Below are 24,971 nucleotides of genomic sequence, written 5' to 3' on the forward strand. Positions count from 1 at the left end.
TTTTGTAGGCCGGATAAGGCGAAGCCGCCATCCGGAAATAGGTAATCTCCCAGGAGCAATTATGAAACAAGAGGTTATTCTGGTTCTCGACTGTGGCGCGACCAACGTGCGGGCCATTGCCGTTGACCGACAGGGAAAGATTGTCGCCCGCGCAGCGACCCCGAACGCCAGTGACATCGCCGCAGAAAACAGTGCCTGGCACCAATGGTCGCTGGAGGCCATTCTGCAACGCTTTGCCGACTGCTGTCAGCGGCTTTCCTTACAACTGGCCGCCTGCCAAATTCGCGGGATCGCCGTCACCACCTTCGGCGTGGATGGCGCGCTGGTGGATAAGAACGGAAAACAACTGTATCCGGTGATCAGCTGGAAATGCCCACGTACCGCAGCGGTTATGGAGAATATCCATCGCTACATGTCACCGCAGCAACTGCAGGAAATCTCCGGCGTTGGGGCGTTTAGCTTCAATACGCTGTACAAACTGGTATGGCTGAAAGAGAACCACCCGCAATTACTGGAACAGGCGCACGCCTGGCTGTTTATCTCGTCGCTTATCAACCAACGTTTAACCGGCGAGTTCACAACTGACATCACCATGGCGGGAACCAGCCAGATGCTGGATATCCAGCAACGTGATTTCAGCCAGGACATTTTGCAGGCAACAGGCATACCGCGTCGCCTGTTTCCGCGCCTGGTTGAAGCAGGCGAACAAATTGGAGTACTGCAACGCGAGGCCGCCAACCAGCTCGGACTTCCAGAGGGTATTCCGGTCATCTCTGCCGGACACGACACACAGTTTGCGCTATTTGGCGCAGGCGCCCAACAGGATGAACCGGTACTCTCTTCCGGCACATGGGAAATTCTGATGGTGCGCAGTGCGCAGGTAAACACCTCCCTGCTCAGCCATTATGCGGGCTCCACCTGTGAGCTGGATAGTCAGGCTGGGCTTAACAATCCCGGAATGCAGTGGCTGGCCTCCGGCGTGCTTGAATGGGTTCGAAAGCTGTTATGGACCAAGGACACGCCCTGGCAAACGTTGATTGATGAAGCTCGGGATATTCCCGCTGGTGCCGAAGGGGTGAAGATGCACTGCGACCTGCTGGCCTGTCAGAATGCGGGCTGGCAAGGGGTTACCCTCAATACTACCCGTGGGCACTTTTATCGCGCCGCGCTGGAAGGACTGACAGAACAGCTGCAGCGGAATCTGCAAACGCTGGAAAAAATCGGCCATTTCCAGGCCACTGAACTGCTATTAGTTGGCGGGGGCAGCCGCAACATCTTGTGGAACCAAATCAAAGCGAACGTTCTCGGGATCCCTGTCAAAGTGCTGGATGATGCCGAAACTACCGTGGCAGGCGCCGCAATGTTTGCCTGGTCAGGCATCGGGGAATTTACCTCCCCGGAGCAGGCGCGCGAACAGGTGCGCTATCAGTACCGTTACTTCTATCCGCAAACCGAATCCGAACTCACAGGAGTCGAGTAACATGCTTAAAACGATATCTCCCTTAATTTCCCCCGACTTACTGAAAGTGCTGGCCGAAATGGGACACGGCGATGAGATTATCTTTTCCGATGCCCACTTCCCGGCCAACAGCATGGGGCCGCAGGTCATCCGCGCTGACGGTCTGCTGGTCAGCGATCTGCTGCGGGCGCTTATTCCGCTATTTGAACTGGACAGCTACGCCCCACCGCTGGTGATGATGGCTGCGGTTGAAGGTGACACTCTCGATCCTGACGTTGAGGCTCGCTATCGTCAGGCACTTTCATTACAGACCCCCTGCCCGGACATCACGCGTATTGACCGCTATGCCTTTTACGAACGAGCACAAAAGGCGTTTGCGATCGTTATCACAGGAGAGCGGGCAAAGTACGGGAATATTCTTTTAAAAAAAGGGGTAACGCCGTAATCTCTGGTCAGAATGCCCGTCAGGTACGGGCATTCATCATTAGATGAGGATCAGAACATGAAAGCGGCGCGCCAGCAGGCAATCGTAGATCTGCTTACTAACCACAAAAGCCTGACAACCGAAGCCCTGGCTTTGCAGCTTAACGTCAGCAAAGAGACCATCCGCCGCGATCTCAGCGAGTTACAGACCCAGGGAAAAGTGTTACGCAACCACGGTCGGGCCAAAGTTATTCACCGGGAAAATCAGGACAGCGGTGACCCATTTCATATTCGACTCAAAAGCCACTATGCACACAAAGCGGATATCGCCCGTGAAGCGTTGGCATGGATCGAAGAAGGTATGGTAATTGCCTTAGACGCCAGCTCTACCTGCTGGTATCTGGCGCGACAGTTACCGGACATCAACATTCACGTTTTTACCAACAGCCAGCCCATCTGCCAGGAATTGGCTAAACGTGAACACATTCAGCTTATCAGCTCCGGCGGTCGTCTTGAGCGCAAATACGGTTGCTACGTTAATCCCTCGCTTATCTCGCAGCTAAAACCACTCGAGATTGACCTGTTTATTTTTTCCTGCGAAGGGATCGACAGCGACGGTGCGCTCTGGGACTCAAATGCAACCAACGCAGACTTCAAATCCATTCTGCTTAAGCGTGCATCGCAGTCTTTATTACTGATCGATAAAAGTAAATTTAATCGTTCGGGAGAGGCCAGAATTGGGCATCTGGATGATGTGACGCATATTGTTTCAGATACACAGCTGATTGAAGCAATCCAGGCCGAATAGGGCGATTACGCCGCCATCCGACCTGGGTTGTAGCCTTATCGCTCGTCGCGACGACCGCCGACGGCAGCCCACAGACGACGTACGTGAACGGTTACTTCTTCACGGTCATGATACAACTGACGCGCCTGAATCTGGGCATTTACACCATGTTCATCAAGCTGGGTCTGAATGTAAGCCAGGTTCTGCGATACCTCTTCGTAGCGTTTTTTCATCGGCAGCTTGAGGTTGAAGATCGTCTCACGACACCAGCCGTTGACCAGCCATTGTGCCATCAGCGCGGCAACCTTCGCCGGCTTCTCCACCATGTCACAGACCATCCACGAAATGTTGTTGCGATTCGGACGGTACTTAAATCCGTCTTCACGCAGCCAGGTGACCTGTCCGGTATCCATCAGGCTTTGCGCCATCGGGCCGTTATCCACGGAGTAAACCCACATGTTGCGTTTAACCAGCTGATAGGTCCATCCGCCCGGGCAGGCGCCTAAATCCACCGCATACATCCCGTTCGCCAGACGCTCATCCCATTCATCGGCAGGGATAAACACGTGCAGCGCTTCTTCCAGCTTGAGCGTTGAACGGCTCGGCGCATCGGCTGGAAACTTCAGACGCGGAATCCCCATGTAAAACGGTGAGTTATTGTCAGGCCAGGAATAGCCGGTATAACAACAGCCAGGGGCGATAAAGAAGACGTGAACCACCGGACGCTTTGGCGTTTCATACTTTGCCAGTACGCCCGCTTCGCGCAGCGCTGCACGCAACGGTACGGTAAATTTACGGCAAAATTTAACCAGCTCTTTGCTTTCATTGGTGTCGGCAACTTCTACTCGCAGATCGCCACCCTTTTCCACCACGCCCTGCAACATGCCAACGATCGGCGTAATGCGATCTTCCGGCGGTAAGTATTGCAGCAACTCGCCCACCACAAACATTTGACGAGCAAAAATCAGCGAACTAAACGGCAGCTCTTTCACTAACTTTTCAGCATCGTCCTGCTGATAGCATTCGAAGATGACGTAACCCGCATTGTCTTTCACGCGGGCAAAACCGAAGATTTCCCGGCGTCCTGCTTTATCCGTAATTTCTGCGGCGCACTCTTTTTCAAAACCTGGGCGACACAACAATACAACCTTATTCATGGCTAACGCCCTTACGTTTCAATCGAATAGCGCCCACTAACATCAGCGCCCAGCCTACGAGGAAGCTGAAGCCGCCAACAGGGGTAACAAACGCCCACAGGCGTAAATGAGAGAGCGCGAGACAATACAGGCTGCCGCTAAACAGCACTGTACCTAATGCCAGAAACACGCTACTCCAGTAAAACCAAATACTAATGCGCCGTTGCATGGCGACGGCCAGGCCAAAGATAGCCAGCGTATGAAACGCCTGATACTCAAGGCCGGTCTGAATCCACCCCATTTCAACAACACCGAGGGTTTTACTCAGAACATGTGCCCCAAAGGCGCCCAACGCCACAAAAATAAAGCCACTTACGGCGGCAAAAATCAGCATAAAACGGCTGGTCATTTGAATACCCTACGTAAATTATTGTTCATAACGAAAGCGGAATTTTTCTTGTTCCGTGGCCGCTTTCGCCAGAATCCACTGACGGAAGGCGGCTATTTTACCCAGTTCTGCCTGACTGTCATGACAAACCAGATAAAATGCGTTTTTGCTGACCAGAACATCGTTAAACGGACAGACCAGACGTCCGGCTTCAATTTCGGACTGCGCCATGACATTGTTAGCCAGCGCGATCCCCTGTCCATGGATTGCAGCCTGTAGCACCATGGCGCTATGGCTGAAGATAGGTCCTTGCTGTACGTTGATATGATTCAGGCCAAGCTGGCGCGTATAGGCTTGCCAGTCTCGTCGCGACGCATCATGCAATAAAGTGTGTTTTGCCAGGTCGTCCGGTGTCTTTAGCGGTTTATCACCGGTAAGCAACAGCGGAGAGCAGACCGGCAATAAATATTCTGCGTACAATTTTTCCACGCGCAGACCCGGCCAGTTGCCGCGTCCGTAGAAAATCGCCACATCAACATCATCAGCCAGTTTGTCTTCCTGACGGTCCACCGCCTGGATCCTGACATCGATTCCCGGATAAGCTGAGTTAAAGCTAGAGAGTCTGGGCACCAGCCATTGGATCGCAAAACTGGGCAATAAACTCACGGTAAGCGCACCTTTTGCACTGCGTGCCTGAAGTTTACGCGTCGCGTCGGTTAATTGCGAAAAAATCTCTTTAATGTCGAGAAAGTAGCTTTGACCTTCTTCCGTTAACAGCAAAGATCGATTGCGTCGACGAAACAGTTTTAGCCCCAAAAAATCCTCAAGTGACTTGATTTGGTGACTTACTGCGGCCTGCGTCACAAAAAGCTCTTCTGCTGCGCGAGTAAAGCTTAAATGACGCGCGGCAGCATCAAAAACACGTAACGCATTTAAGGGTGGTAATCGTTTTGACATGACTTTTAGGCTTTGATGTTAAATGAATTTAACAATTAGCTAACAGGCTGTAACCTATTAGTTTTTTTTATCTGAGCCATTATAAATTGTCCGTTGAGGTTCTACCAGCAAATACCTATAGTGGCGGCACTTCCTGAAGCCGGAACGAAAAGTTTTATCGGAATGCGTGTTCTGGTGGGCTTTTGGCTTACGGTTGTGATGTTGTGTTGTTGTGTTTGCAATTGGTCTGCGATTCAGACCATGGTAGCAAAGCTACCCTTTTTCACTTCCTGTACATTTACCCTGTCTGTCCATAGTGATTAATGTAGCACCGCCAAATTGCGGTGCTTTTTTTTGTCCACGTTTCGTCGATGGCCGACCTGCTATTATTGCTCCAGTTCTACCATCTCTTTCACGTCAGTACGGTTAATCTGCTGTTTGTTGCCGTTAGCGTCTTTATACGAAATCATCCCCGTCTCATTATCGGTCTGTGGTTTACCATCAGCTACGATTGATCGGCCATCATTGGTGTGCATCACGTAATTCGAACCAGAACAGGCGCTCAGGGCAAAAGTCAGCATACAGGCAGAAATTATGGCGGCAGTCTTTTTCATCTTCTTCTCCTTAAAGCGATTTATGCTATTAAAAACATACTCCGTAACAGGCAAAATTGTTCGCCTAACGCTATTTAGCATAAGACACTGAACGGGCTTTGCCAGGATATCCAGAGTATTCCGATGGTTAGCACAACCCTTGTATCAATGCCCTTTTTGCGCCACGATCGGTTTACTGAACTGAGGAATACCATGAACGCTTTTAACCCCGCGCAGTTTCGCGCACAATTTCCCGCACTCAACGATGCTGGCGTTTATCTCGACAGCGCTGCTACGGCGCTGAAGCCGCAGGCGGTCATTGAGGCAACCCATCAGTTTTATAGCCTGAGTGCCGGGAACGTCCATCGCAGCCAGTTTGCTGAAGCCCAGCGCCTGACCGCTCGCTATGAAGCCGCGCGGGAAAAAGTCGCACACCTGATTAATGCGTCGGATGACAAAACCATCGTCTGGACCCGCGGCACAACGGAAGCGATCAACATGGTTGCCCAAAGCTATGCGCGTCCACGCCTTCAACCGGGTGATGAGATTATCGTTAGCGCAGCGGAACATCACGCCAACCTCGTTCCCTGGCTGATGGTCGCGGAGCAAACGGGGGCTAAGGTCGTCAAACTCCCACTCACCCCCCATTTATTGCCAGACGTTGAGCGCCTCACGCAGCTCATTACCCCGCGCAGCCGCATTCTGGCGCTCGGGCAAATGTCGAACGTCACTGGTGGCTGCCCGGATCTGGCCCGCGCCATTACGCTCGCCCATGCGGCTGGCATGGTGGTGATGGTTGATGGTGCCCAGGGAATTGTGCATTACCCTGCCGATGTACAGCAGTTGGATATTGATTTCTATGCGTTTTCAGGCCACAAGCTATATGGCCCCACCGGTATTGGCGTGCTGTACGGTAAGCCGGAACTGCTGGAAGCCATGTCTCCCTGGCTTGGGGGCGGTAAGATGATTAGCGAAGTCAGTTTTGACGGTTTCACCACTCAGCCCGCACCATGGAAGCTGGAAGCCGGTACGCCTAACGTTGCAGGCGTTATCGGGCTAAGCGCGGCGCTCGAATGGCTGGCGGACGTCGACGTTGCACAGGCCGAAAACTGGAGCCGGGGTCTGGCGACGCTGGCAGAAGATGCCCTGGCGAAACGCCCTGGCTTTCGTTCCTTCCGCTGCCAGGACTCCAGTCTGTTAGCCTTTGATTTCGCGGGTGTTCATCACAGCGATATGGTCACTCTGCTGGCCGAATATGGCATTGCGCTGCGCGCGGGGCAACACTGTGCACAGCCTCTGCTGGCGGAACTTGGCGTATCCGGAACACTACGCGCCTCATTTGCCCCTTATAATACCCAAAGCGATGTGGATGCGTTGGTCGCAGCCGTCGACCGCGCGCTGGAAATATTGGTGGATTAATGACAAGCCCTCTGTTCGCCGGACACCCGTTTGGCACAACCGTAACCGAAGAGACGTTACGCAATACCTTTATCCCGCTTACTCAGTGGGAAGATAAATATCGCCAGCTGATTCTGCTGGGTAAGCAGTTGCCGGCGCTTCCGGATAAGCTAAAGGCGCAGGCCAAAGAAATTTCGGGCTGCGAAAACCGCGTCTGGCTGGGGCATACTCTTCATGAGAATGGCACTCTGCATTTCTTCGGCGACAGCGAAGGTCGAATAGTACGCGGGCTGTTGGCGGTATTACTCACGGCGGTCGAAGGTAAAACCGCAGCCGAGTTACTGGCGCGTTCGCCGATGGCGTTATTTGACGAACTGGGTTTACGCGCGCAGCTCAGCGCCTCGCGTAGCCAGGGGCTGCATGCTCTAAACGAGGCGATTCTCGAGGCGGCCCAGAAAGTCGGATGACGACGCAGATACGTCTTATCCGGCCTACAACACTGCACGAACCGTAGGTCGGATAAGCATAGCGCCATCCGACACAATCAGGCCTGACGCGCGGCCTTCGCCATCATCTTCTTCAGCGCATGGGAGACAGCAACAAAGCCAAAGGTGGCTGTCACCATGGTAGCCGCGCCAAACCCGGACGCGCAATCCATACGCTTCGGCCCTTCCGCCGTCGCTTTCATCGCACATACCGAGCCATCCGCCTGCGGGTAAACCAGCGCTTCGGTCGAGAACACGCAGTCCACGCCCAGCTTGCCTTTGCTGTTTTTCACCACGCCAAAATCGCTTTTCAGCCGCTCACGCAGCTTGGCCGCCAGCGGATCCTGGATGGTTTTTGCCAAATCAACGACCTGAATCTGCGTAGGATCGATCTGTCCGCCCGCACCACCGGTGGTCACCAGCGGAATTTTGTTACGCCGACAGTACGCGATCAGTGCCGCTTTTGGGCGCACGCTATCAATCGCATCGATGACGTACGAAAATCCTGCATTCATATATTCAGCAACGTTATCTGGCGTAACAAAATCATCGACCACGTTCACCCGGCACTCCGGGTTAATTTGTCGGATACGCTCCGCCATCACTTCAGCTTTTGCCAGACCGACGTTATCACGCAGCGCATGGATCTGGCGGTTTGTATTGGTGACGCACACATCATCCATATCAATGAGTGTGATAGCGCCAATACCGGTTCGCGCCAGCGCTTCCGCCGCCCATGACCCTACTCCGCCAATCCCAACCACGCAAACGTGCGATTGGGCAAACAGCTGCAACGCATTTTCGCCATACAGACGTGCCGTACCACCAAAACGTTGGCGCCAGGCATCGCTAATAACCACAGACATAGAACCTCAAATTCATTAATACCGAGCAGTCTGACTACCTGATGTCGGCTACGCCTTATCAGGCCTACTCAATAATGTAGGCTTGATAAGCGAAGAACCATCCGGCAATTAACCGCTGAACACGTTACCCGCACCCGGCGCTGTTTTTAGTACCCATACGCGACCGTAGTGATTATACCACCCGGCACGGTGTCCGGCGTCAGCGCCAATACCCTGATAGATGTCGAAGTGTTGCCCTTTAATAGCCCCACCCACATCTAACGCCACCATCAGGCGCAGTTCGTACTGGCCGGTAAACTTGCCGTTATTGTCCAGTAACGGGACTTCCGCCAGTAACGTTGTGCCCGCAGGAATGATACTACGGTCAGAAGCTACGGACGCGCGGCCAATCAGCGGCACCGCGCTGGCCCCTTTCACCGGAGCAAAAGATTGCGGTTTAAAGAAGACAAACGATGGGTTCTGCTCCAGCAGCTCACGCACTTCGGCTTCGCTGTGCGTCTCACCCCAGTGGCGAATAGCCTGCATCGACATATCTTCTTTTTTCACTTCGCCACGGTCGATAAGCACTTTACCGATACTGCGATAGGCGTGGCCATTTTTCCCGGCATAGCTAAAGAAGTTGAGCGGGCTGCCATCGCCAAAATCGATGTAGCCACTGCCCTGAACATCCATAATGAAGTTATCCATCAGGGAGTTGCTGTATGCCAGAATATAATTGTCGCTTAGCGCGCCCGCGTAGATCTCGGCACGAGATGGTAAGCGCCCACGTTTTGGCGGCATGCGATAGATAGGATACTGAAACTCGCCCTGGCGCGTATGGCGCGCCTGGATAACCGGTGTGTAGTAACCGGTAAACTGGACGTTACCGTAGTTGTCCGCCCCTTCCATTTGCCAGGCATCAATACCAAACTGGCGCATACTGCGCGTATCACCGCCCGCACGTAACCATTGCTGGATAGCGTTGTAGACGTCGCTCTGGTTGCCGTACAAACGTGGCGAAGCGCTGCGAATTTGATTAACCTGCTCGGCGAAATCACCGGCATTGATTGGCGCGCCAACCGCATCAGGCTGGTTCACCAGTGAGAAAGGCTGGGTAAATTTCCCGTCTTTATACTGCTGCCCACGATCGGTGGGTTTTGAGGAACACGCGGCGAGCATCGCGACTACAGCTCCCGCCAGAAGATATTTTGCCCAACGTCCTTTCATTGTTCTCGTCTTATGTTGCCTGAATGCGAGACGAAGATAACAAACCCCCGAACCTAATGAAATGCGTATACATACCCGAACGCAAATTTTGAGCAAAAAATAATCCAGAATGCGTTGTTTTTGTTCATTTTCACCCTAAAAACGTGATCAAGGTGAAAAAAGGGTTGCATGAAAATGCGAGCAGAGTATAGTGCGCATCCACGGACGCGGGGTGGAGCAGCCTGGTAGCTCGTCGGGCTCATAACCCGAAGGTCGTCAGTTCAAATCTGGCCCCCGCAACCAATTAAAATTTGATGAAGTATAAGCAGTACGGTGACGCGGGGTGGAGCAGCCTGGTAGCTCGTCGGGCTCATAACCCGAAGGTCGTCGGTTCAAATCCGGCCCCCGCAACCAATCAAATTTGATAAAATATAAGCAGTACGGTGACGCGGGGTGGAGCAGCCTGGTAGCTCGTCGGGCTCATAACCCGAAGGTCGTCGGTTCAAATCCGGCCCCCGCAACCAACACATTAAACACCTTAACGGGTGTTTTTTTGTTTCTGTTGCCCATAAAAAAAGCGCTTTTCAGCGCTTTTTTGTTATCCCCTTCTCGCCAGCGTCGCCCCATCGGCAAAGTAGGCTTTAATCCCTGCCAGAATCGACTCTGCAACTTCCTGCTGGAAGGTCGCCGTTTTGAGTTTACGCTCTTCCTCAACGTTACTGATAAATGCCGTTTCGACCAGAATAGACGGAATATCTGGCGCTTTTAGTACCGCAAACCCGGCCTGTTCAACCTGATTCTTGTGCAGATTGTTGATTTTGCCAAGCTTGTTCAATACCGCTTTACCAAACTTCAGGCTGTCGGCGATGGTCAGCGACTGCACCATATCGAACATGGTGTGGTCGACGTAGCGGTCACCGCTCTTACTGACGCCACCAATGAGATCCGAGGCGTTCTGGGTCTGCGCCAGATATTTCGCGGCGGTACTTGTCGCGCCTTTGGTCGAGAGCGCAAACACCGACGAACCGCTGGGTTGTCGACTGGTAAAGGCATCGGCGTGAATAGAGACAAACAGGTCAGCACGCTGCTTCTGCGCTTTCGCCACGCGGACTTTAAGCGGAATGAAGATATCTTCATTTCGTGTCATAAAGACCTTCATGTTGCCCTCTTTCTCTATGAGGGCTCGCAGGCGGCGGGCAATCTGCAGCACCACATCCTTTTCACGCGTCTTGTATTTCCCCACCGCACCGGAGTCTTCTCCGCCGTGGCCCGGATCCAGCATAATGACAATGGGACGATCGCGCCCCGCTTTACCCGGCTGTGGGCCACTTTGTGCAGGTGGCACCTGTTTATCCAGATCGCCCTTGTTGTAATCTTCCAGCAATGCCAGCAGCGGGTCCTGAACGTCCTGGGCATTCGCGGGATAGAGATCCATCACCAGACGTTCTTTAAAGCCTGCCACCGGAGCCAGCGCGAAAAGTTGCGGCTTCACATTCTGTTTCAGCTCGAACACCATCCGCACGGTCTTTGGATCAAACTGGCCAACGCGCGCAGACTTAATATACGGATCGTCAGGACGAATCTGCGTCCCAATGCCCTTGAGCACCGAGTTCAAATTAACGTCTTCAATATCCACAACCACACGCTCAGGATTACTCAGGGCAAACTGTTTGTATTTCAGCAGACGGTTAGATTCTACCGTGACGCGAGTGTAGCTGGACGCAGGCCAGATACGGACGGCAACGACCTGACTCACGGCCGCCAGACCCACCTGGCTGACGCTCAAAAGCCACATAGCACCCGCACCTTTCAATAAACGGCGGCGACTGATTGCTGAATTGGATCCCGACATGCTTCTCCCGAGCAAAGAAATCTTTTTTAGAGGTAATACGTAAAACGTCCGAATTGACCGGAAACTTTAGCGAATGACGCATAATCTGTCATCTATAAAAGGGTAAACATTCTTTTTATATTCACGGCATTACTGAGAAAAATCTTCGGCATGGGTAAAAATTACGCTTGCGCACAGCGCAAAAACAGAATAAAAATACACAAATTACGAATAATCATGCAATGAGGGTGTGCCGTGGTGAAGGAGCGTAGAACCGAACTGGTACAGGGATTCCGCCATTCTGTTCCCTATATCAATACCCATCGGGGAAAAACGTTTGTCATTATGCTGGGCGGCGAAGCCATCGAGCATGAAAACTTTTCCAGTATCGTCAATGACATTGGTCTTCTTCATAGCCTCGGCATCCGCCTGGTCGTGGTCTATGGCGCACGACCGCAGATTGATGCCAATCTTGCGGCGCATCATCATGAGCCGGTGTACCACAAAAATACGCGCGTTACCGACGCTAAAACGCTGGAGCTGGTCAAACAGGCTGCGGGTTTACTTCAGCTTGATATTACCGCCCGCCTGTCGATGAGCCTGAATAATACGCCATTGCAGGGTGCTCACATCAATGTGGTCAGCGGTAATTTTATTATCTCTCAGCCGCTGGGCGTTGATGACGGCGTAGATTACTGCCATAGCGGGCGTATTCGTCGTATTGATGAAGATGCCATTCACCGCCAGTTAGACAGTGGCGCAATTGTGCTGATGGGCCCGGTTGCCGTTTCCGTCACCGGTGAGAGCTTTAACCTGACGTCAGAAGAGGTCGCCACGCAGTTGGCTATCAAACTGAAGGCCGAGAAAATGATCGGCTTTTGCTCCTCTCAGGGTGTCACCAACGATGACGGCGATATTATTTCCGAGCTGTTTCCTAACGAAGCTCAGGCTCGCGTTGAGTTGCAGGAAGAGAAAGGCGATTACAGCTCCGGCACGGTGCGCTTCCTGCGTGGGGCAGTGAAGGCCTGTCGCAGTGGCGTACGCCGCTGCCATCTGATCAGCTATCAGGAAGATGGTGCATTGCTGCAGGAACTGTTCTCCCGCGACGGGATCGGTACGCAGATCGTGATGGAAAGCGCCGAGCAGATCCGTCGCGCTACCATTAACGATATCGGCGGGATTCTGGAGCTTATCCGCCCGCTGGAGCAACAAGGTATTCTGGTTCGCCGCTCGCGCGAGCAGTTGGAAATGGAGATCGACAAATTCACGATTATTCAGCGTGATAACCTGACCATCGCCTGTGCCGCTCTGTACCCTTTCCCGGAAGAGAGAATTGGCGAAATGGCGTGCGTGGCAGTGCATCCGGACTACCGTAGCTCGTCACGCGGGGAAGTGTTGCTGGAACGAATCGCCGCGCAGGCCCGGCAAATGGGGTTGAGCAAGCTGTTTGTGTTAACCACACGCAGCATCCACTGGTTCCAGGAGCGCGGCTTCACGCCGGTGGATATCGACCTGCTGCCGGAAAGCAAGAAAGAGATGTACAACTATCAGCGGCGGTCAAAAGTGCTAATGGCGGATTTGGCATAGGAGTGGTTGCCGGATGCGGCATAACAGCCTTATCCGGCCTACATCGCTGGCACATTTTTTTAGGCCGGATGGCGCTGACGCTTATCCGGCCTACATCTACATCATGCCGTCATTAAATAATGCTGACAGTCCGCTGCGACGTTCAGTGCGGGTGGTAATGGCGCGGCTCAATATCCGCTCATCGGCATACAGCGACAAGCGGCGACGCGCGCGGGTAACGGCGGTATAGACCAGCTCGCGGGTAACCACGGGTGAATGCTGGCTGGGTAAAATCAACGCCGCGTGGTCAAACTCAGATCCCTGCGATTTGTGCACCGTCATCGCCCAGGTGGTTTCATGTTCAGGCAAGCGGCTGGGCTGCACCGATTTGATAGAACCATCCGGCAACGCAAACCACACCCTCAGGCCCTGTCCACGGTCGAGGGCAATGCCGATATCACCGTTAAATAATCCCAGCGAACTGTCATTGCGCGCGATCATCACCGGCCTTCCCTCATACCAGCGGCTATGCGTCGAACGATGTATTTTACGTTTTTGCGCCATCACCTGCTCAATGCGTTCATTCAAACCACTAACGCCAAACGGACCTTCCCGCAGGGCGCATAGCAGTTGATACTCATTGAAGGCCTGAATGACAGCTCCTGGCTCTGCGCCCTCGCGCAGCAAATCCAGGTAATGCCCATAACCCGCCAGCGCCTCATCCAGCATCGCGGCGTAATCCTCGCTGCTGTGTAGCGTGCGTTTTTCGATGTCGCTAAATCCCTGCTGGAAAATCGTTTTTATCGCAGATTTATCGCCGCAATTAATCGCAGCGGCCAACTGACCGATTCCGGAATCGCTGCCGAAACGGTAGCTCTTTTGCAGCAGGCACAGACTGTCGCGCAGAGCAGCAGCCTGAGTTCCCGTACCTGTCGGAATAGCGCTTCCGGTCAGGCGACTGAGCTGGCGGGCGCGTTCCGGGGTAAACCCGTCACCGACGAAAGCACAGATATCCCCCAGCACGGCCCCCGCTTCGACGGAAGCGAGCTGGTCGCGATCGCCCAGAAAAATCACCCGTCCGTGCGGCGGCAGTGCATCGATAAGGCGCGACATCATCGGCAAATCGATCATCGAGGCTTCATCCACCACCAGCACATCCAAATGCAGCGGGTTTCCGGCATGATGACGCAGGCGCTGACTGCCAGGCTGAGCGCCTAATAATCGATGCAGCGTACTGGCGTCATCGGGGATGCGTTTCTTTTGCTCATCGGTTAGCGGTAGTTCTCGTAGCGCCGCTCCTAGTGAGGAGGTCAGGCGCGCAGCCGCTTTTCCCGTTGGCGCCGCCAGTCGAATACGACAGCGCTCACCGTCTGCCATTTGAATCAACGCCGCCAGCAGCCTTGCGACCGTTGTCGTTTTTCCCGTCCCCGGTCCACCGGAGATCACCGATATCCGGCGGGTCAGCGCGACAGCAGCGGCTACTTTTTGCCAGTTAACCCCCTCCGATGGAGGAAACAGCGCCGCCAGCGTGTGGGTCAACCGTTGTTCATCCACTTCAATGGCGTGGTTCACTTCACTGAAAAAGCGAGCTACCGTACGTTCGTTATGCCACATCCGGTTCAGATACAGGCGATCGCCGTATAGCACCAGCGGCGTGGGTTGCTCGCCACGGCTTACCGCACTGGAAGCCAGCAGACATTCCGCCCAGTCTTCTGGCTCGCCCGTTTCAGCGAGCCAGGCGCTTAACAGAGGATGCGCGTCCTCGCTCAGAGATAACCGTGAAAGCGGTAAGCAGACGTGCCCTTCTCCCGCTTCACGGCTGAGCAACGCCGCAGCCAGCGCAACGGCAGGGTTGTCACTTCCGGCAACCGCCAGCGCGAACTGAGCATCCAGAGGCCGGAGCTGTTTTTGCTCAACAGCCTCCAGAAATCGTTTCTGGATTGTCATAACATCGTCTCCTGCACCGCACCGGCAAACATCTCGTCCATCAATGCAATCAACTCTCCGTCAGGTCGGGTCGCGTAAATTCCCTGCTGCGGATTTTCACTGTCAACGCCGCGCAGGAAGAGATAGATAACGCCGCCAAAATGGCGTTCATAATCGTAATCAGCAATGCGATGGCGTAAGTAGCGATGCAGCGCGAGGGTATAAAGTTGGTATTGAAGGTCGTAGCGATGCGCCTGCATGGCAGAGGCCATCGCCTGCTGCGTATAGGCAGAGCTGTCTTCGCCCAGCCAGTTCGATTTGTAATCGAGCAGGTAATAACGCCCCTGGTGGCGGAATACCAGGTCAATAAAGCCTTTCAGCATGCCGCGAACCTGCATAAAGTCCAACGCAGGGCACCCCGCCGAGAGCGGATCGTATTGGCGAATTAACGCATCAAGCTGGTTGGCCATTAACGGCTGCGAAATCGGCAGATAAAACTCCATCTCCACCTGTTTTTCACGCGCGGATAGCTGGCTCAAACTCACGCCCGTCTCGTTGAGAGGCGCCTGCAAAATGGCGTCCAGCCATTCGGTCAAAACCGGCGTCCAGTGTGCGTCATAACCGCCCAACGCCAGTTGCTCCTCGACCCAATGCGGATCCACCGGTTGCGTAAAATCGAGATCTTCAAACAGGCTATGCAAGAACGTACCTGGCGAAGCGCCGCGCGGGAACTGATGCGGTGTAAGTCCTGATTCTTCAATAACCTCACCGACGCCTGCGGCATCGATATCCAGTCGTGGGATCAGATCCTGCGCGATACCCTGTCCATGCTGTTGCAGACCGGAATAACTGGTCACGCGCCAGCTATCACCGGGCTTACGCTGCAGTATTTTTGCACTCAGTTCGCTGCTAACAGCCTGCGCAACCTGCCAGGGTTCACCGTCAGGCTGCGCGGGAGTCTGGCAAGCAATATCGTTGCTGCAAAGCGCTTCAATCGCGCTACGCAGACCCACGGCATCCATCGGCTCGCCTTTTTGCAACAGGCGACCAAGGGCGCTCTGATGCACATCGGTATCCCCTTTTTTATCGCCCCGACGTCGTACCAACGGCGCAACGCCAAGGCTGCAGTGCCATACCGAACGGGTTAGCGCGACATACAGCAAACGCAGGTCTTCCGCCAGACGCTCTGCTTCGGCTAGCTCAACGCTCTCCTCGGCATCGCTGAGATCCAGCACCGCTTCAAAAGAGCTGCGATCGTGATAGAAAGCTTGATCCTGGGCGCGGAAATTGGTGATAAACGGCAGCCAGACCAGCGGATATTCCAGCCCTTTCGATTTATGGATGGTGACGATTTTGACCAGATGCTTGTCGCTTTCCAGCCTGAGCTGCTGGCTTGACGCGTTGCTGTCGGGTTCAAGAATATGCTGAGACAACCAGCGCACCAGCGCATGCTCGCTTTCCAGCTGCGAGCCCGCTTCCTGCAACAGTTCGCTGATATGTAAAATGTCGGTCAGTCGACGTTCGCCTCCCGCCGTCGCCAGCAGGTTCTCCGCAATCTGGCGAGCTGTCATCAGCGCACGCAGCATCGGCATCACGCCGCGTTTATGCCAGATCTGACGATAGCCATCGAACTCTTCGACCACCGCATCCCAGGCATTTTCGTCGTTATTTAACGCTTCAAGATCCTGCGCATTCAGCCCCATCATTGACGTTGCCAGCGCGCTACGCAGCGTGTTCTCACGCTCCGGCGTCATCACCGCCTGCAGCACCCACAGCAACTCCTGTGCTTCCAGCGTTTCAAATACGCTGTCACGGTTGGAGAGGTAGACAGAGGGAATGGCCAGTTGCGTCAGTGAATCACGGACCAGCGCCGCCTCCTGGCGGCTACGAACCAATACGCTAATGTCCGACGCGCGTACCGGGCTGGATGCTTTGCCACTTACCAGTTGCGCTGCGCCAGAATGCCCGGCCTTAAGCCAGTCGCGAATTTGCGTGGCGCACACCTGCGCCATGTAGCTCTGATAATCGCCTACGCCGCAACTTTCTCCTTCCATCAGCCACATACTCATAGCGGGCTGCGTTTCGCCGCGTAAAACAAACCGTAACCCCTGGTTTTTTTCTGCGGATTTTACCGGGCTGAAAGGGATTTCGCGGAACATAAAGGCGTCGTCCATCTGGCTGAAAAGCGTATTCACGCTATTGACCATGCCGGGGGCCGAACGCCAGTTGGTATCGAGCGTATAGTGTGCGCTGACTTCGCTGCGCGCCTTCATATAGGTGAAGATATCCGCGCCGCGAAACGCGTAAATTGCCTGTTTCGGATCACCAATTAGCAGCAGTGCGGTATCCGGCTGATGCTGCCAGATCCGACGAAAAATACGGTACTGCTGTGGATCGGTATCCTGGAATTCATCGATCATGGCGACCGGAAAACGAGTACGAATAGCCGTCGCCAGCGCATCGCCGCTTTCACTGCGCAACGCCGCATCCAGACGGCTGAGCATATCGTCAAAACCCAGCTCGCCGCGGCGACGTTTTTCCTCGGCAACTGCCGAGCGGATCTCCGCCAGCGCACGAGTGATCACCAGATCGCGGAGAGTTAACGGTTCGCTAAGCAGTTCATCAATAGCGACAAACAGCGGGTGCTGAGGGGTTATCCCACCCGCTTTGGTGCGCTCTTCCAGAAAACGCTGTGAGAATTTCTCCAGCGCGTCAGGAAGCTGGTAACTTTGTGTTTCTTCCTCCGCCCACGCGCTGATCTTTTCGATCCACTTGCCCTGATTACCGCGATTAAATTTACGCCGGTCAATTCCGGAGGCTTCCATCAGGCCATCCAGCTCATCAACACAATCACGCCATTGCTGCTTGATCCGGTTAATGCGTGCGAGAATTTGTTCATGCCGGGAGGCCAGCGTTTCGTCATCAGACGGTGGCGCCTTGATAACCGGCGCTTCCCCCTGCAGATAGCGATCGATATCTCTCAGCAGCGCTTGCGGGCCTTTCCACGTTTCAAAAACCACCTGCGCAATGTCGCGGGGCAGCGGGTAGCAGTGCCGACGCCAGAAGTCCGCGCAAGCCTGATAGCGCAGCAGCGATTCATCTTCTATCAGCTGCTGTTCGAACAGCATGCCTGACTCAAAGGCGTTGAGACTGAGCATACGCTGACAAAAGCCGTGGATGGTAAACACCGCCGCTTCATCCATCTGTCTTTCAGCCAATAGCAGCCACTGCGCGGCCTGTTTTTTATCGGCAATTTCATCTAACAAACGGGCATATAGCGGGTTGTCGGTGGTTTCACGCAGGCAGGCAATTCGCAGTTCATGAATATTGCTACGAATTCGACCGCGCAACTCTTCGGTAGCCGCCTCGGTGAAGGTGACCACCAGCAGTTCTTCGACGGTCAGAGGACGAGGAAAGGCGGCAGAGCCGCCCAGTCCAAGCAGTAAACGTAAATACAGGGCGGCGATGGTAAAGGTTTTACCGGTGCCCGCAGAGGCTTCAATCAGACGCTCGCCCGTCAGGGGCAAGCACAGTGGATCAAGGGACTCAGCGGCATCATTCATTCTTATCACTCATCAGGGGTAAGGTTTGCTGCAACGCGCTGACGGTCTGCCACACTTTCCAGCCTTCCGGGTGCACATATTCTGCTTTCCCATTCTGACTGCCGGAAACCTGTGACAATATCGCCATGCCTTGCGGCTCAACCACCGCCTGATGGAAGAAGTCGGCAAGTTTTTGCGGCGTCAGCAGTTTAATCTGAGCCACTATTTTATCACGTGAATCGAAGCGCATATTGCCGCGATCAAAATCTTTGCTTAACTGTGAGGCTTCTGCCCCCAGCGTTTGCGGCGCCTGCAGCATTTGCGCAATAATCGCCTGCTGAATTTGCGCAAACTCTTCAGGTTTCATCGCCCGCAGCTTCGCTTCCGCCGTCGGGAAGAACGCTTTATAACGCTCCCAGAGGTAAGACGGCTGCTTATCACTGCTTTGCAGCAGGAACCCCATTCCCCACTGACGGCCAATGCTCATCGGGAAAGCAAATACGGCGTAGCCTAACTGTTCTTCAGTACGCAGCTGATTGTAGAACCACGGCTGAACAATCTGACCTAACATAGCGCTGTAGGCTGAACTGGCGTATTCATCGTATCCGGTAGGCACAAATACCGCGGCCAGCGCTGAATCCGTGCTGCTGCCTGCTTTTTCAAAGATGACGGACTGCTTTTTGTCCACAACCACATCTTTGTTGCGACACCACTGTGACCCGTTCGCACCTAGCTGTTTTTGGATATCCCGCGCCATGCTCGTCGTCTGAGCTTCGCTCATATTGCCAATGACCAGGAATTCAGGTCGCGCACCGGTTTTTAAGGCATCACGGTAGGTCATCACCTCTTTCAGAGTGATGGAAGGCAGCAGCTTACGGCGCTCGTCGCGGGAGAAGTACGGCACCTGAGAAAGCATCTGCACCGGCATAATAGCCTGATCGTAAGCTTTACCCTTTTCTGCGGAATCCATCATCTGGGCATACCAGGATTTCGCCTGTTCCAGCTGTTCGTCCGTTGATGTGTAGCTGAAATAGCCGCTCAGCAGCGCCTGAAAAAGCTGCGGCAAACGTTGGGTGTAGCCGTTGGCGTTAAGCATCAACCCATTGTTAGCGTTGGTAGAGAAACCAATTCCACCTACCGATGCCTGGTTACTTAACTGATCGAGCGCAATCCCTGCCAGGTAATCGTTAAGTGCGAATAAGACCTGGTTGCGGGCGCTGTCCATGGCTTTCGGGTTACGCAGGATCACGCTGACGTCAGCCTTTGGCTCGCTGGCAAAATACTGGCTCGGGGCATACACCACGCGTAAATCCGGCTCATCAACGATCAGCTCAGGATGAGCGTATTTTTTATCCGTCTTAATCAGCGTGAAATCATCCGGAATGTAGGGGTTCAACTCCGGTAACGACAGCGCAATGCCCTGCGCTTTTTGCTGCCAGTCGTCAAAGGTTTTGTCGCTGATTTTATCCACCTGGTAAGGCGCATCGACAAAATAAGCGGTTTTATTATGCGGCTCTTTCGCGCTGATATACCAGATACGCGCATTCTGCGGCGTCATCATTGCCAGACGTTGCTCAACGCCTTTCGCATCGTACTGGTCAGCAATATTCACCGCATCCAGCGTATGCTCGACGGGAACGCGGATCATGGTATCAGCCAGCCATTCCACGTAGTCCATATCACGGGTGATGGAGGGATAACGGAAATCGAGATCCAGCACGTGCGCCAGCTCGTCAAAATAGCGTTTATCGACACCTTTCTCGCGTAACAAATTGAGGTAGCTAAAGATTGCCGCGACAACTTCATCGCGGTTCGCCAGCCCCTTGTCGGTTAACGTCGCGGAAATGGCTAATACGCCGCTGTTCCCGTTGACCACCGGATCGGAGTCCGCGCGAATACCCTCAACCAGGCCCTGCTTTTGCAGCCAGTCAGACAACGTGCCCGGGCTACGATTGCCAATCAGGTAGGTCACCAGTTCATCGGTTTTACTGCGGAACTGCGCGCTGTTGTTATCGATACGAAACTCGACGCGCAATACTTTACGCGGCATTGCCGGAACATAGTGGATGATGATGCCCTTTTGCGCATCAGTGACGACCGGTACGGTAATTTCAGGCTTTGCGATATTCCTGTTCGGTACGCGCCCAAAGGTGTCAGCCGCTATCCGCGCCAGCTCTGGCAGCGGTTTATTGCTATAAATCACCGCCTTCATCAGGTTAGCAGAGTAGTACTTTTCATGAAATTTTTGTAATGCCTGCACCACCGGGTTGCCCGGTTTATCGCTTAATGTCTCGAGATTCCCGCCAGAGAAACGCGAGCCAGGGTGCGCCGGGTTGATCGTCTCAGCGCTCACCTGCGCCATACGCATCCCGTCTCGGGTACGCGCCAGCGTCAGCTCGGAGTTAACCGCGTTACGCTCGCGGTCGGCATATTTTTTATCCAGCAATGGATCGGCAATAGCATCCGCCAGGCGATCTACCGCCCCCACCAGCGCGTCGTTTTCGACTTCAAGATAGAAGGCCGTACGATAAGGCGCAGTACTGGCATTGTGGCTACCGCCGTGCATTTTCAGGAATTCAGCCAGGCTGTCCGGCTGTGGGTATTTTTTCGAGCCCATCAGACACATGTGTTCGAGATAGTGCGCCAGCCCCTGATGATCGTCCGGATCTTCCAGCGAGCCCACGGGGACTACCAGTGCAGAAAGGGATTTCACGGCCTGAGGATCGGATACCAGCAGCACAACCATGCCGTTATCAAGGCGCACGGCCTGATACTGACGGGTGTCTTTATCGCTTTTACGGATGGTTTCAGCTAAAGGCTGCCAACCGGTATCTGCCTGACTTACGGGAACCCAAAGGGCGACGAACAACAGTAATGCGCTGAACCAGGTGCTGCGGGGCATTCACAAACCTCATCATTAACGAATTCACCTGTTCACTACAAACCACGTATAAATACATGACCTGAACAGGGCAAGACTATGTGCTGAACGAGCCAGCATCTTCTCTTTGTAAGAATCAGTCCGTGACAGAATGCGCATCATAGTGGAAGCCATCAAATTGCGCAATTTTTATACAATCATCATGACTGATTAAAGCGAAAAATCGGTAACAGGTAGCGCTGAGACTGTAAAACAATAGCCTCCTGAGTATCAGCATCCAGTTGACGCCAAAGACGCTGATACCAGATATCATCACCTTCGCCACGTACCATCATGTTGCCTTCATAGGCTTGCAGAAACTTACTGCGCGCTTTTTGCAACGTTGCATCGTCATCTAACATGGCATCATTTGCGGCGTCATAACAGGTTTTTATCCATGCACCACCGCTTTCGGGTAATACCATCAACGGTGACGACATGCCTTCCCGATACCCCTCAATGAGTTGCGACAGGTACAGCAACGCCTGTTCTGCATCCAGCGGCGGAAAACGCCATTCTCCGTCTTTACGCAGGAACAATCGGCTCTCTCCCCTACCGCCACTGGCACAATAGACAAGATGTTCCAGCCAAAGTTGCACACCCTGCGCAATGCTTATCAAAGATGGGCGCCAGCGCAACAAACCATCCTCTTGCACCTGCGGCAGCCAGCCGGTGATTTGCACGCCGTGACAGTTAAGATCGATTTCCATGCTCTGACAGGACTGACGACAGGCGATAATGCGTTCAGCCAGCGACTGCATTTCCTGACGTTGCGTATCCCACAGAATTTCGCCAAACGGCCCATAGGGTAGCGCGCCCGCCGCACGAAAACGGCGGAACAGTCGTTCAGCATCGTTCTCTTCAACCAGCGTATTAAGCAATTGCTGATTAAGCTGGTAGCGGGTCAACCCTTCAAGAATGAAAGGTTCCGTATCCGGGATCTCACTCTCTTCAGAGCGGAAGTTGACCCTTAAACGCATCTGGAAAAAGGCGCGTACCGGATGTGCCCAAAACCGCTGCAGCGTTTCCAGCGTTAGCGTTTCTGGCATTTCAAAGGGAAGAGGCTGCACAAAATCCGTGTGCGCTTTTCCTGACAGACTCGCCGCAGGCAGCCATTCCCGGGCATAGCTTTGCTGTTCGCCCGGCAAATAGTTTTGTGCATCAAAGGGCATACGGGTATGCAAACGGGTAATGTGCGCTTTTACCCTTGCCTCGCTTTGAACGCAGGTCAACGATTCATCGCCCGGCAGATAATGGCTTTGTCCAATGTAGTCCATCAGTTCTTGCACCAGCACCGACGGGAAGCGCTCGCTGTTATCCTGAATAGAGCGGCCAATGTAGCTGATGTAGAGCGTCTGCTGTGCTGAGATTAATGCTTCGAGGAACAAATAGCGGTCATCATCGCGACGACTGCGGTCACCTCGCATCGGTTTTTGGCTCATTAAATCAAAGCCCAGCGGCGCAAGTTGACGCGGATAAACCCCATCGTTCATACCCAGCAGGCACACCACTTTGAACGGAATGGAGCGCATCGGCATCAGCGTACAAATGTTAACGGGCCCCGCCAGGAAGCGCTGGCTGATGCGTTCCTGGTCAAGGCGCTGGGCTAGCTCATCACGCAACAGAGAGAGCGGTATAGCATCGCCGTACTCAGCCCCTAAACCTTCGGTAATAATGGCCTGCCACTGCTGTTCAATCAGCGTCATCGCCGCTTCGGTGTCCGCGTCCGGTAGGAAGAAATCATTAAGCATTTCCCGACAAACGGGTAGCCACTCTTCCAGCGGTCGTTCCTGCGCTAGCCCCCTACGCCAGAGATTAAGCTGCATCAGCAGCGAGGCCAGATGCCCTACCAGCTCGGCAATCAGGCCGCTGGACTCATCGTAAGGCAATACCGATTGCCACTCGCCCTGCGAGCTTTCCATCGCGTAGCCGAGCAGCATACGCGTTAAACCAAATTGCCATGTATGCTGACCTGTAGGTGGAAGTTCCAGTTCACGCACGTTATCGTCGTCAATTCCCCAACGAATCCCGGATTCATTGACCCATAAGCGAAGATAGCGCAACCCTTCTTCATCAATGTTGAAACGCGCCGCCAGCACGGGAACATCCAGTAACGCCAGGACATCCTCTGAGACAAAACGGCTATCCGGCAGCGACAGCAGGCTGATAAAGGCCTGTAAGACGGGATGAGACTGGCGTGCCCGACGGTCAGATATCGCATAAGGTAAGTAACGCTCGGCTGGCGCGCTACCAAAGACCGACTGAATGAATGGGCTGTAGCTGTCGATGTCCGCCACCATCACGATAATATCGCGCGGTGTCAGCGTTGGGTCCGCTTCCAGCATGGCCAACAGCCGGTCATGAAGAATTTCCACCTCGCGCTGTGGGCTATGGCAGACATGGAAAGTCACGCTGGTGTCGTTCAGCTCAAGCCGGCGTTTATTGTCGCTACGGGAATATTCTTCCAGCGTAACGCCCGCCACGGCATGACTTTCAAGTTCCAGAATATCCGATTGAATATTATGCAAAAGGTTGTCAGGCGTAATGTCGACAAACGCGTCCAGTTCCTGACTGTTTTCCAGCTCCGAAAGCAAATAAATGTAATCACGCCCCAGCTTGCCCCACGAGGCCAGCATCGGGTTGCCCACATCCTGTTCGCCATCGCTGTTAAATAATCCTTCGGCTTTCTGATTATCACGAAACAGCGGCAGATGCCGTTCTTCAAAGCTGTGCCGACGCTGACGTGCCATCAGCTTCGCCAGCCAGGCAGGATCTTTAATATCCCCCCAGTAGTAGCGACAAGGGTTGGTAAACAGCAGATGAATATCAATGTGCTTACCCAGTGCCTGCAATGCCTGCAAATAAACCGGCGGCAGCGCCGAAATACCGCAAATAAAGACGCGAGAAGGCAGTCCCTGCGGGCACTTGGACGCGTTTTCCAACGTCTGAATAAATCGTTGGTATAAATTGGCACGATGCCAGCGCGGCTGGCCCAATTCCGCGGTGTATTCCACCAGCGCTTTCCACAACGGTGCCTGCCAGGCCTGAGACTCGCCAAGTCCCTCAACCTGTCGCCCCGCTTCCCACTGGGTCAACCAGTCAGGGCGGTAGACTAAATACTGGTCGAAAAGGTCAGCCGCGCGCGAGGAAAGCTGAAAAAGCTTACGTTTATCAGTGTCGTCCGTCAGATAGTGGCGTAGCAATGCGAAGTCATCGCTATCCAGCAATTGTGGCAACAACGTCATCAACTTCCAGCTCATGCTCTGTTTGCTGAACGCACTCTCTTTCGGGATATCCGGCAGCACGCGCACAAACATATCCCAGATAAAACTCGCGGGCAGCGGAAAATCGATATTGGCGGCAATACTAAACTTCTGTGCAAGAGTCATTTGTAGCCACTGCGCCATACCGGTACTTTGAACCAGGATCATCTCAGGCTCAAAGGGGTCGTCCAGCCGCTCGCGCTCAACGATAAATTCCATTAACGCTTCCAGCACATCCAGACGGTTGGAGTGGTAGACCCTTAACAT

The 24,971-nt window shown here is 53.8% G+C and carries 17 protein-coding genes and 3 tRNA genes; 9 read left to right on the forward strand and 11 right to left on the reverse strand.

Features of this window, described 5'->3' with window-relative positions; all coding sequences use genetic code 11:
- The first annotated feature begins 61 nt into the window (after positions 1-61).
- The 3 genes from fucK to fucR are packed head-to-tail and all read left to right on the forward strand — an operon-like array spanning position 62 to position 2,690.
- Positions 62-1,480 carry an L-fuculokinase gene (gene fucK, locus OGY06_RS19385; protein WP_003825646.1) on the forward strand — a complete coding sequence of 473 codons (1,419 nt, stop codon included), beginning with the start codon at positions 62-64 and terminating at the stop codon, positions 1,478-1,480.
- A gap of 1 nt (position 1,481) precedes the next feature.
- Entirely contained in the window at positions 1,482-1,904 is a 423-nt protein-coding gene (fucU, locus tag OGY06_RS19390) for an L-fucose mutarotase (RefSeq protein WP_048215640.1), read from the forward strand.
- A 57-nt stretch (positions 1,905-1,961) separates the two neighbouring features.
- Positions 1,962-2,690 (forward strand): L-fucose operon activator, encoded by a 729-nt coding sequence (gene fucR / locus OGY06_RS19395; protein ID WP_003825642.1) that lies wholly within the window; start codon positions 1,962-1,964, stop codon positions 2,688-2,690.
- Between the two features lie 35 nt (positions 2,691-2,725).
- On the opposite strand, the gene rlmM is transcribed toward fucR, so the two are convergent.
- The 4 genes from rlmM to OGY06_RS19415 all read right to left on the reverse strand — a co-directional run bounded on the left by rlmM (position 2,726) and on the right by OGY06_RS19415 (position 5,743).
- Positions 2,726-3,826, reverse strand: coding sequence for a 23S rRNA (cytidine(2498)-2'-O)-methyltransferase RlmM (gene rlmM, locus OGY06_RS19400; protein ID WP_063940941.1), 1,101 nt, complete (start codon positions 3,824-3,826; stop codon positions 2,726-2,728).
- Positions 3,819-4,214 carry a DUF423 domain-containing protein gene (locus OGY06_RS19405; RefSeq protein WP_003034037.1) on the reverse strand — a complete coding sequence of 132 codons (396 nt, stop codon included), beginning with the start codon at positions 4,212-4,214 and terminating at the stop codon, positions 3,819-3,821. The genes rlmM and OGY06_RS19405 overlap by 8 nt, the downstream gene beginning before the upstream one ends.
- An 18-nt stretch (positions 4,215-4,232) precedes the next feature.
- Complete coding sequence (gcvA, locus tag OGY06_RS19410; RefSeq protein WP_003034035.1) at positions 4,233-5,150, reverse strand: glycine cleavage system transcriptional regulator GcvA; 918 nt, start codon at positions 5,148-5,150, stop codon at positions 4,233-4,235.
- 365 nt (positions 5,151-5,515) lie between these two features.
- On the reverse strand, positions 5,516-5,743 hold the full coding sequence (locus OGY06_RS19415; protein WP_003825635.1) for a YgdI/YgdR family lipoprotein: 228 nt from the start codon (positions 5,741-5,743) through the stop codon (positions 5,516-5,518).
- Positions 5,744-5,935: 192 nt separating this feature from the next.
- Here OGY06_RS19415 and csdA point away from each other — a divergent pair, with 192 nt between their 5' ends.
- Positions 5,936-7,141 (forward strand): cysteine desulfurase CsdA, encoded by a 1,206-nt coding sequence (csdA, locus tag OGY06_RS19420; protein WP_063940940.1) that lies wholly within the window; start codon positions 5,936-5,938, stop codon positions 7,139-7,141.
- Positions 7,141-7,587 (forward strand): cysteine desulfurase sulfur acceptor subunit CsdE, encoded by a 447-nt coding sequence (gene csdE / locus OGY06_RS19425; RefSeq protein WP_063940939.1) that lies wholly within the window; start codon positions 7,141-7,143, stop codon positions 7,585-7,587. The genes csdA and csdE overlap by 1 nt, the downstream gene beginning before the upstream one ends.
- Before the next feature lie 77 nt (positions 7,588-7,664).
- On the opposite strand, the gene tcdA is transcribed toward csdE, so the two are convergent.
- Both tcdA and mltA read right to left on the reverse strand, forming a co-directional pair.
- The gene (tcdA, locus tag OGY06_RS19430) at positions 7,665-8,471 is read right to left on the reverse strand and encodes a tRNA cyclic N6-threonylcarbamoyladenosine(37) synthase TcdA (protein ID WP_003825630.1); all 807 of its coding nucleotides are present in this window, start codon (positions 8,469-8,471) and stop codon (positions 7,665-7,667) included.
- A 108-nt stretch (positions 8,472-8,579) separates the two neighbouring features.
- Positions 8,580-9,677, reverse strand: coding sequence for a murein transglycosylase A (mltA, locus tag OGY06_RS19435; RefSeq protein ID WP_008785702.1), 1,098 nt, complete (start codon positions 9,675-9,677; stop codon positions 8,580-8,582).
- 205 nt (positions 9,678-9,882) lie between these two features.
- Here mltA and OGY06_RS19440 point away from each other — a divergent pair.
- From OGY06_RS19440 to OGY06_RS19450, 3 genes are all read left to right on the forward strand, one after another.
- Positions 9,883-9,959: transfer RNA gene (locus OGY06_RS19440), tRNA-Met, on the forward strand.
- Positions 9,960-9,993: 34 nt separating this feature from the next.
- Positions 9,994-10,070, forward strand: a tRNA-Met gene (locus OGY06_RS19445).
- 33 nt (positions 10,071-10,103) lie between these two features.
- A tRNA-Met gene (locus OGY06_RS19450) sits at positions 10,104-10,180 on the forward strand.
- Between the two features lie 74 nt (positions 10,181-10,254).
- Here OGY06_RS19450 and amiC read toward each other — a convergent pair.
- Positions 10,255-11,508, reverse strand: coding sequence for an N-acetylmuramoyl-L-alanine amidase AmiC (amiC, locus tag OGY06_RS19455; protein WP_003034016.1), 1,254 nt, complete (start codon positions 11,506-11,508; stop codon positions 10,255-10,257).
- Between the two features lie 234 nt (positions 11,509-11,742).
- Here amiC and argA point away from each other — a divergent pair, with 234 nt between their 5' ends.
- Positions 11,743-13,074 (forward strand): amino-acid N-acetyltransferase, encoded by a 1,332-nt coding sequence (argA, locus tag OGY06_RS19460; protein ID WP_003034012.1) that lies wholly within the window; start codon positions 11,743-11,745, stop codon positions 13,072-13,074.
- Between the two features lie 96 nt (positions 13,075-13,170).
- Here the strand turns inward: argA and recD are convergent, their stop codons facing one another.
- The 4 genes from recD to recC all read right to left on the reverse strand — a co-directional run bounded on the left by recD (position 13,171) and on the right by recC (position 24,971).
- On the reverse strand, positions 13,171-15,000 hold the full coding sequence (recD, locus tag OGY06_RS19465; protein WP_286605885.1) for an exodeoxyribonuclease V subunit alpha: 1,830 nt from the start codon (positions 14,998-15,000) through the stop codon (positions 13,171-13,173).
- Entirely contained in the window at positions 14,997-18,542 is a 3,546-nt protein-coding gene (gene recB, locus OGY06_RS19470) for an exodeoxyribonuclease V subunit beta (protein WP_286605886.1), read from the reverse strand. The genes recD and recB overlap by 4 nt, the downstream gene beginning before the upstream one ends.
- Positions 18,535-21,423 carry a pitrilysin gene (gene ptrA, locus OGY06_RS19475; protein WP_286605887.1) on the reverse strand — a complete coding sequence of 963 codons (2,889 nt, stop codon included), beginning with the start codon at positions 21,421-21,423 and terminating at the stop codon, positions 18,535-18,537. Before ptrA ends, recB begins: the two co-directional genes overlap by 8 nt.
- Before the next feature lie 179 nt (positions 21,424-21,602).
- Positions 21,603-24,971, reverse strand: coding sequence for an exodeoxyribonuclease V subunit gamma (gene recC / locus OGY06_RS19480; protein ID WP_286605888.1), 3,369 nt, complete (start codon positions 24,969-24,971; stop codon positions 21,603-21,605).

The sequence above is a fragment of the Citrobacter sp. Cpo147 genome (genome assembly GCF_030332405.1).
In the GTDB taxonomy this organism is placed as follows: domain Bacteria; phylum Pseudomonadota; class Gammaproteobacteria; order Enterobacterales; family Enterobacteriaceae; genus Citrobacter; species Citrobacter portucalensis.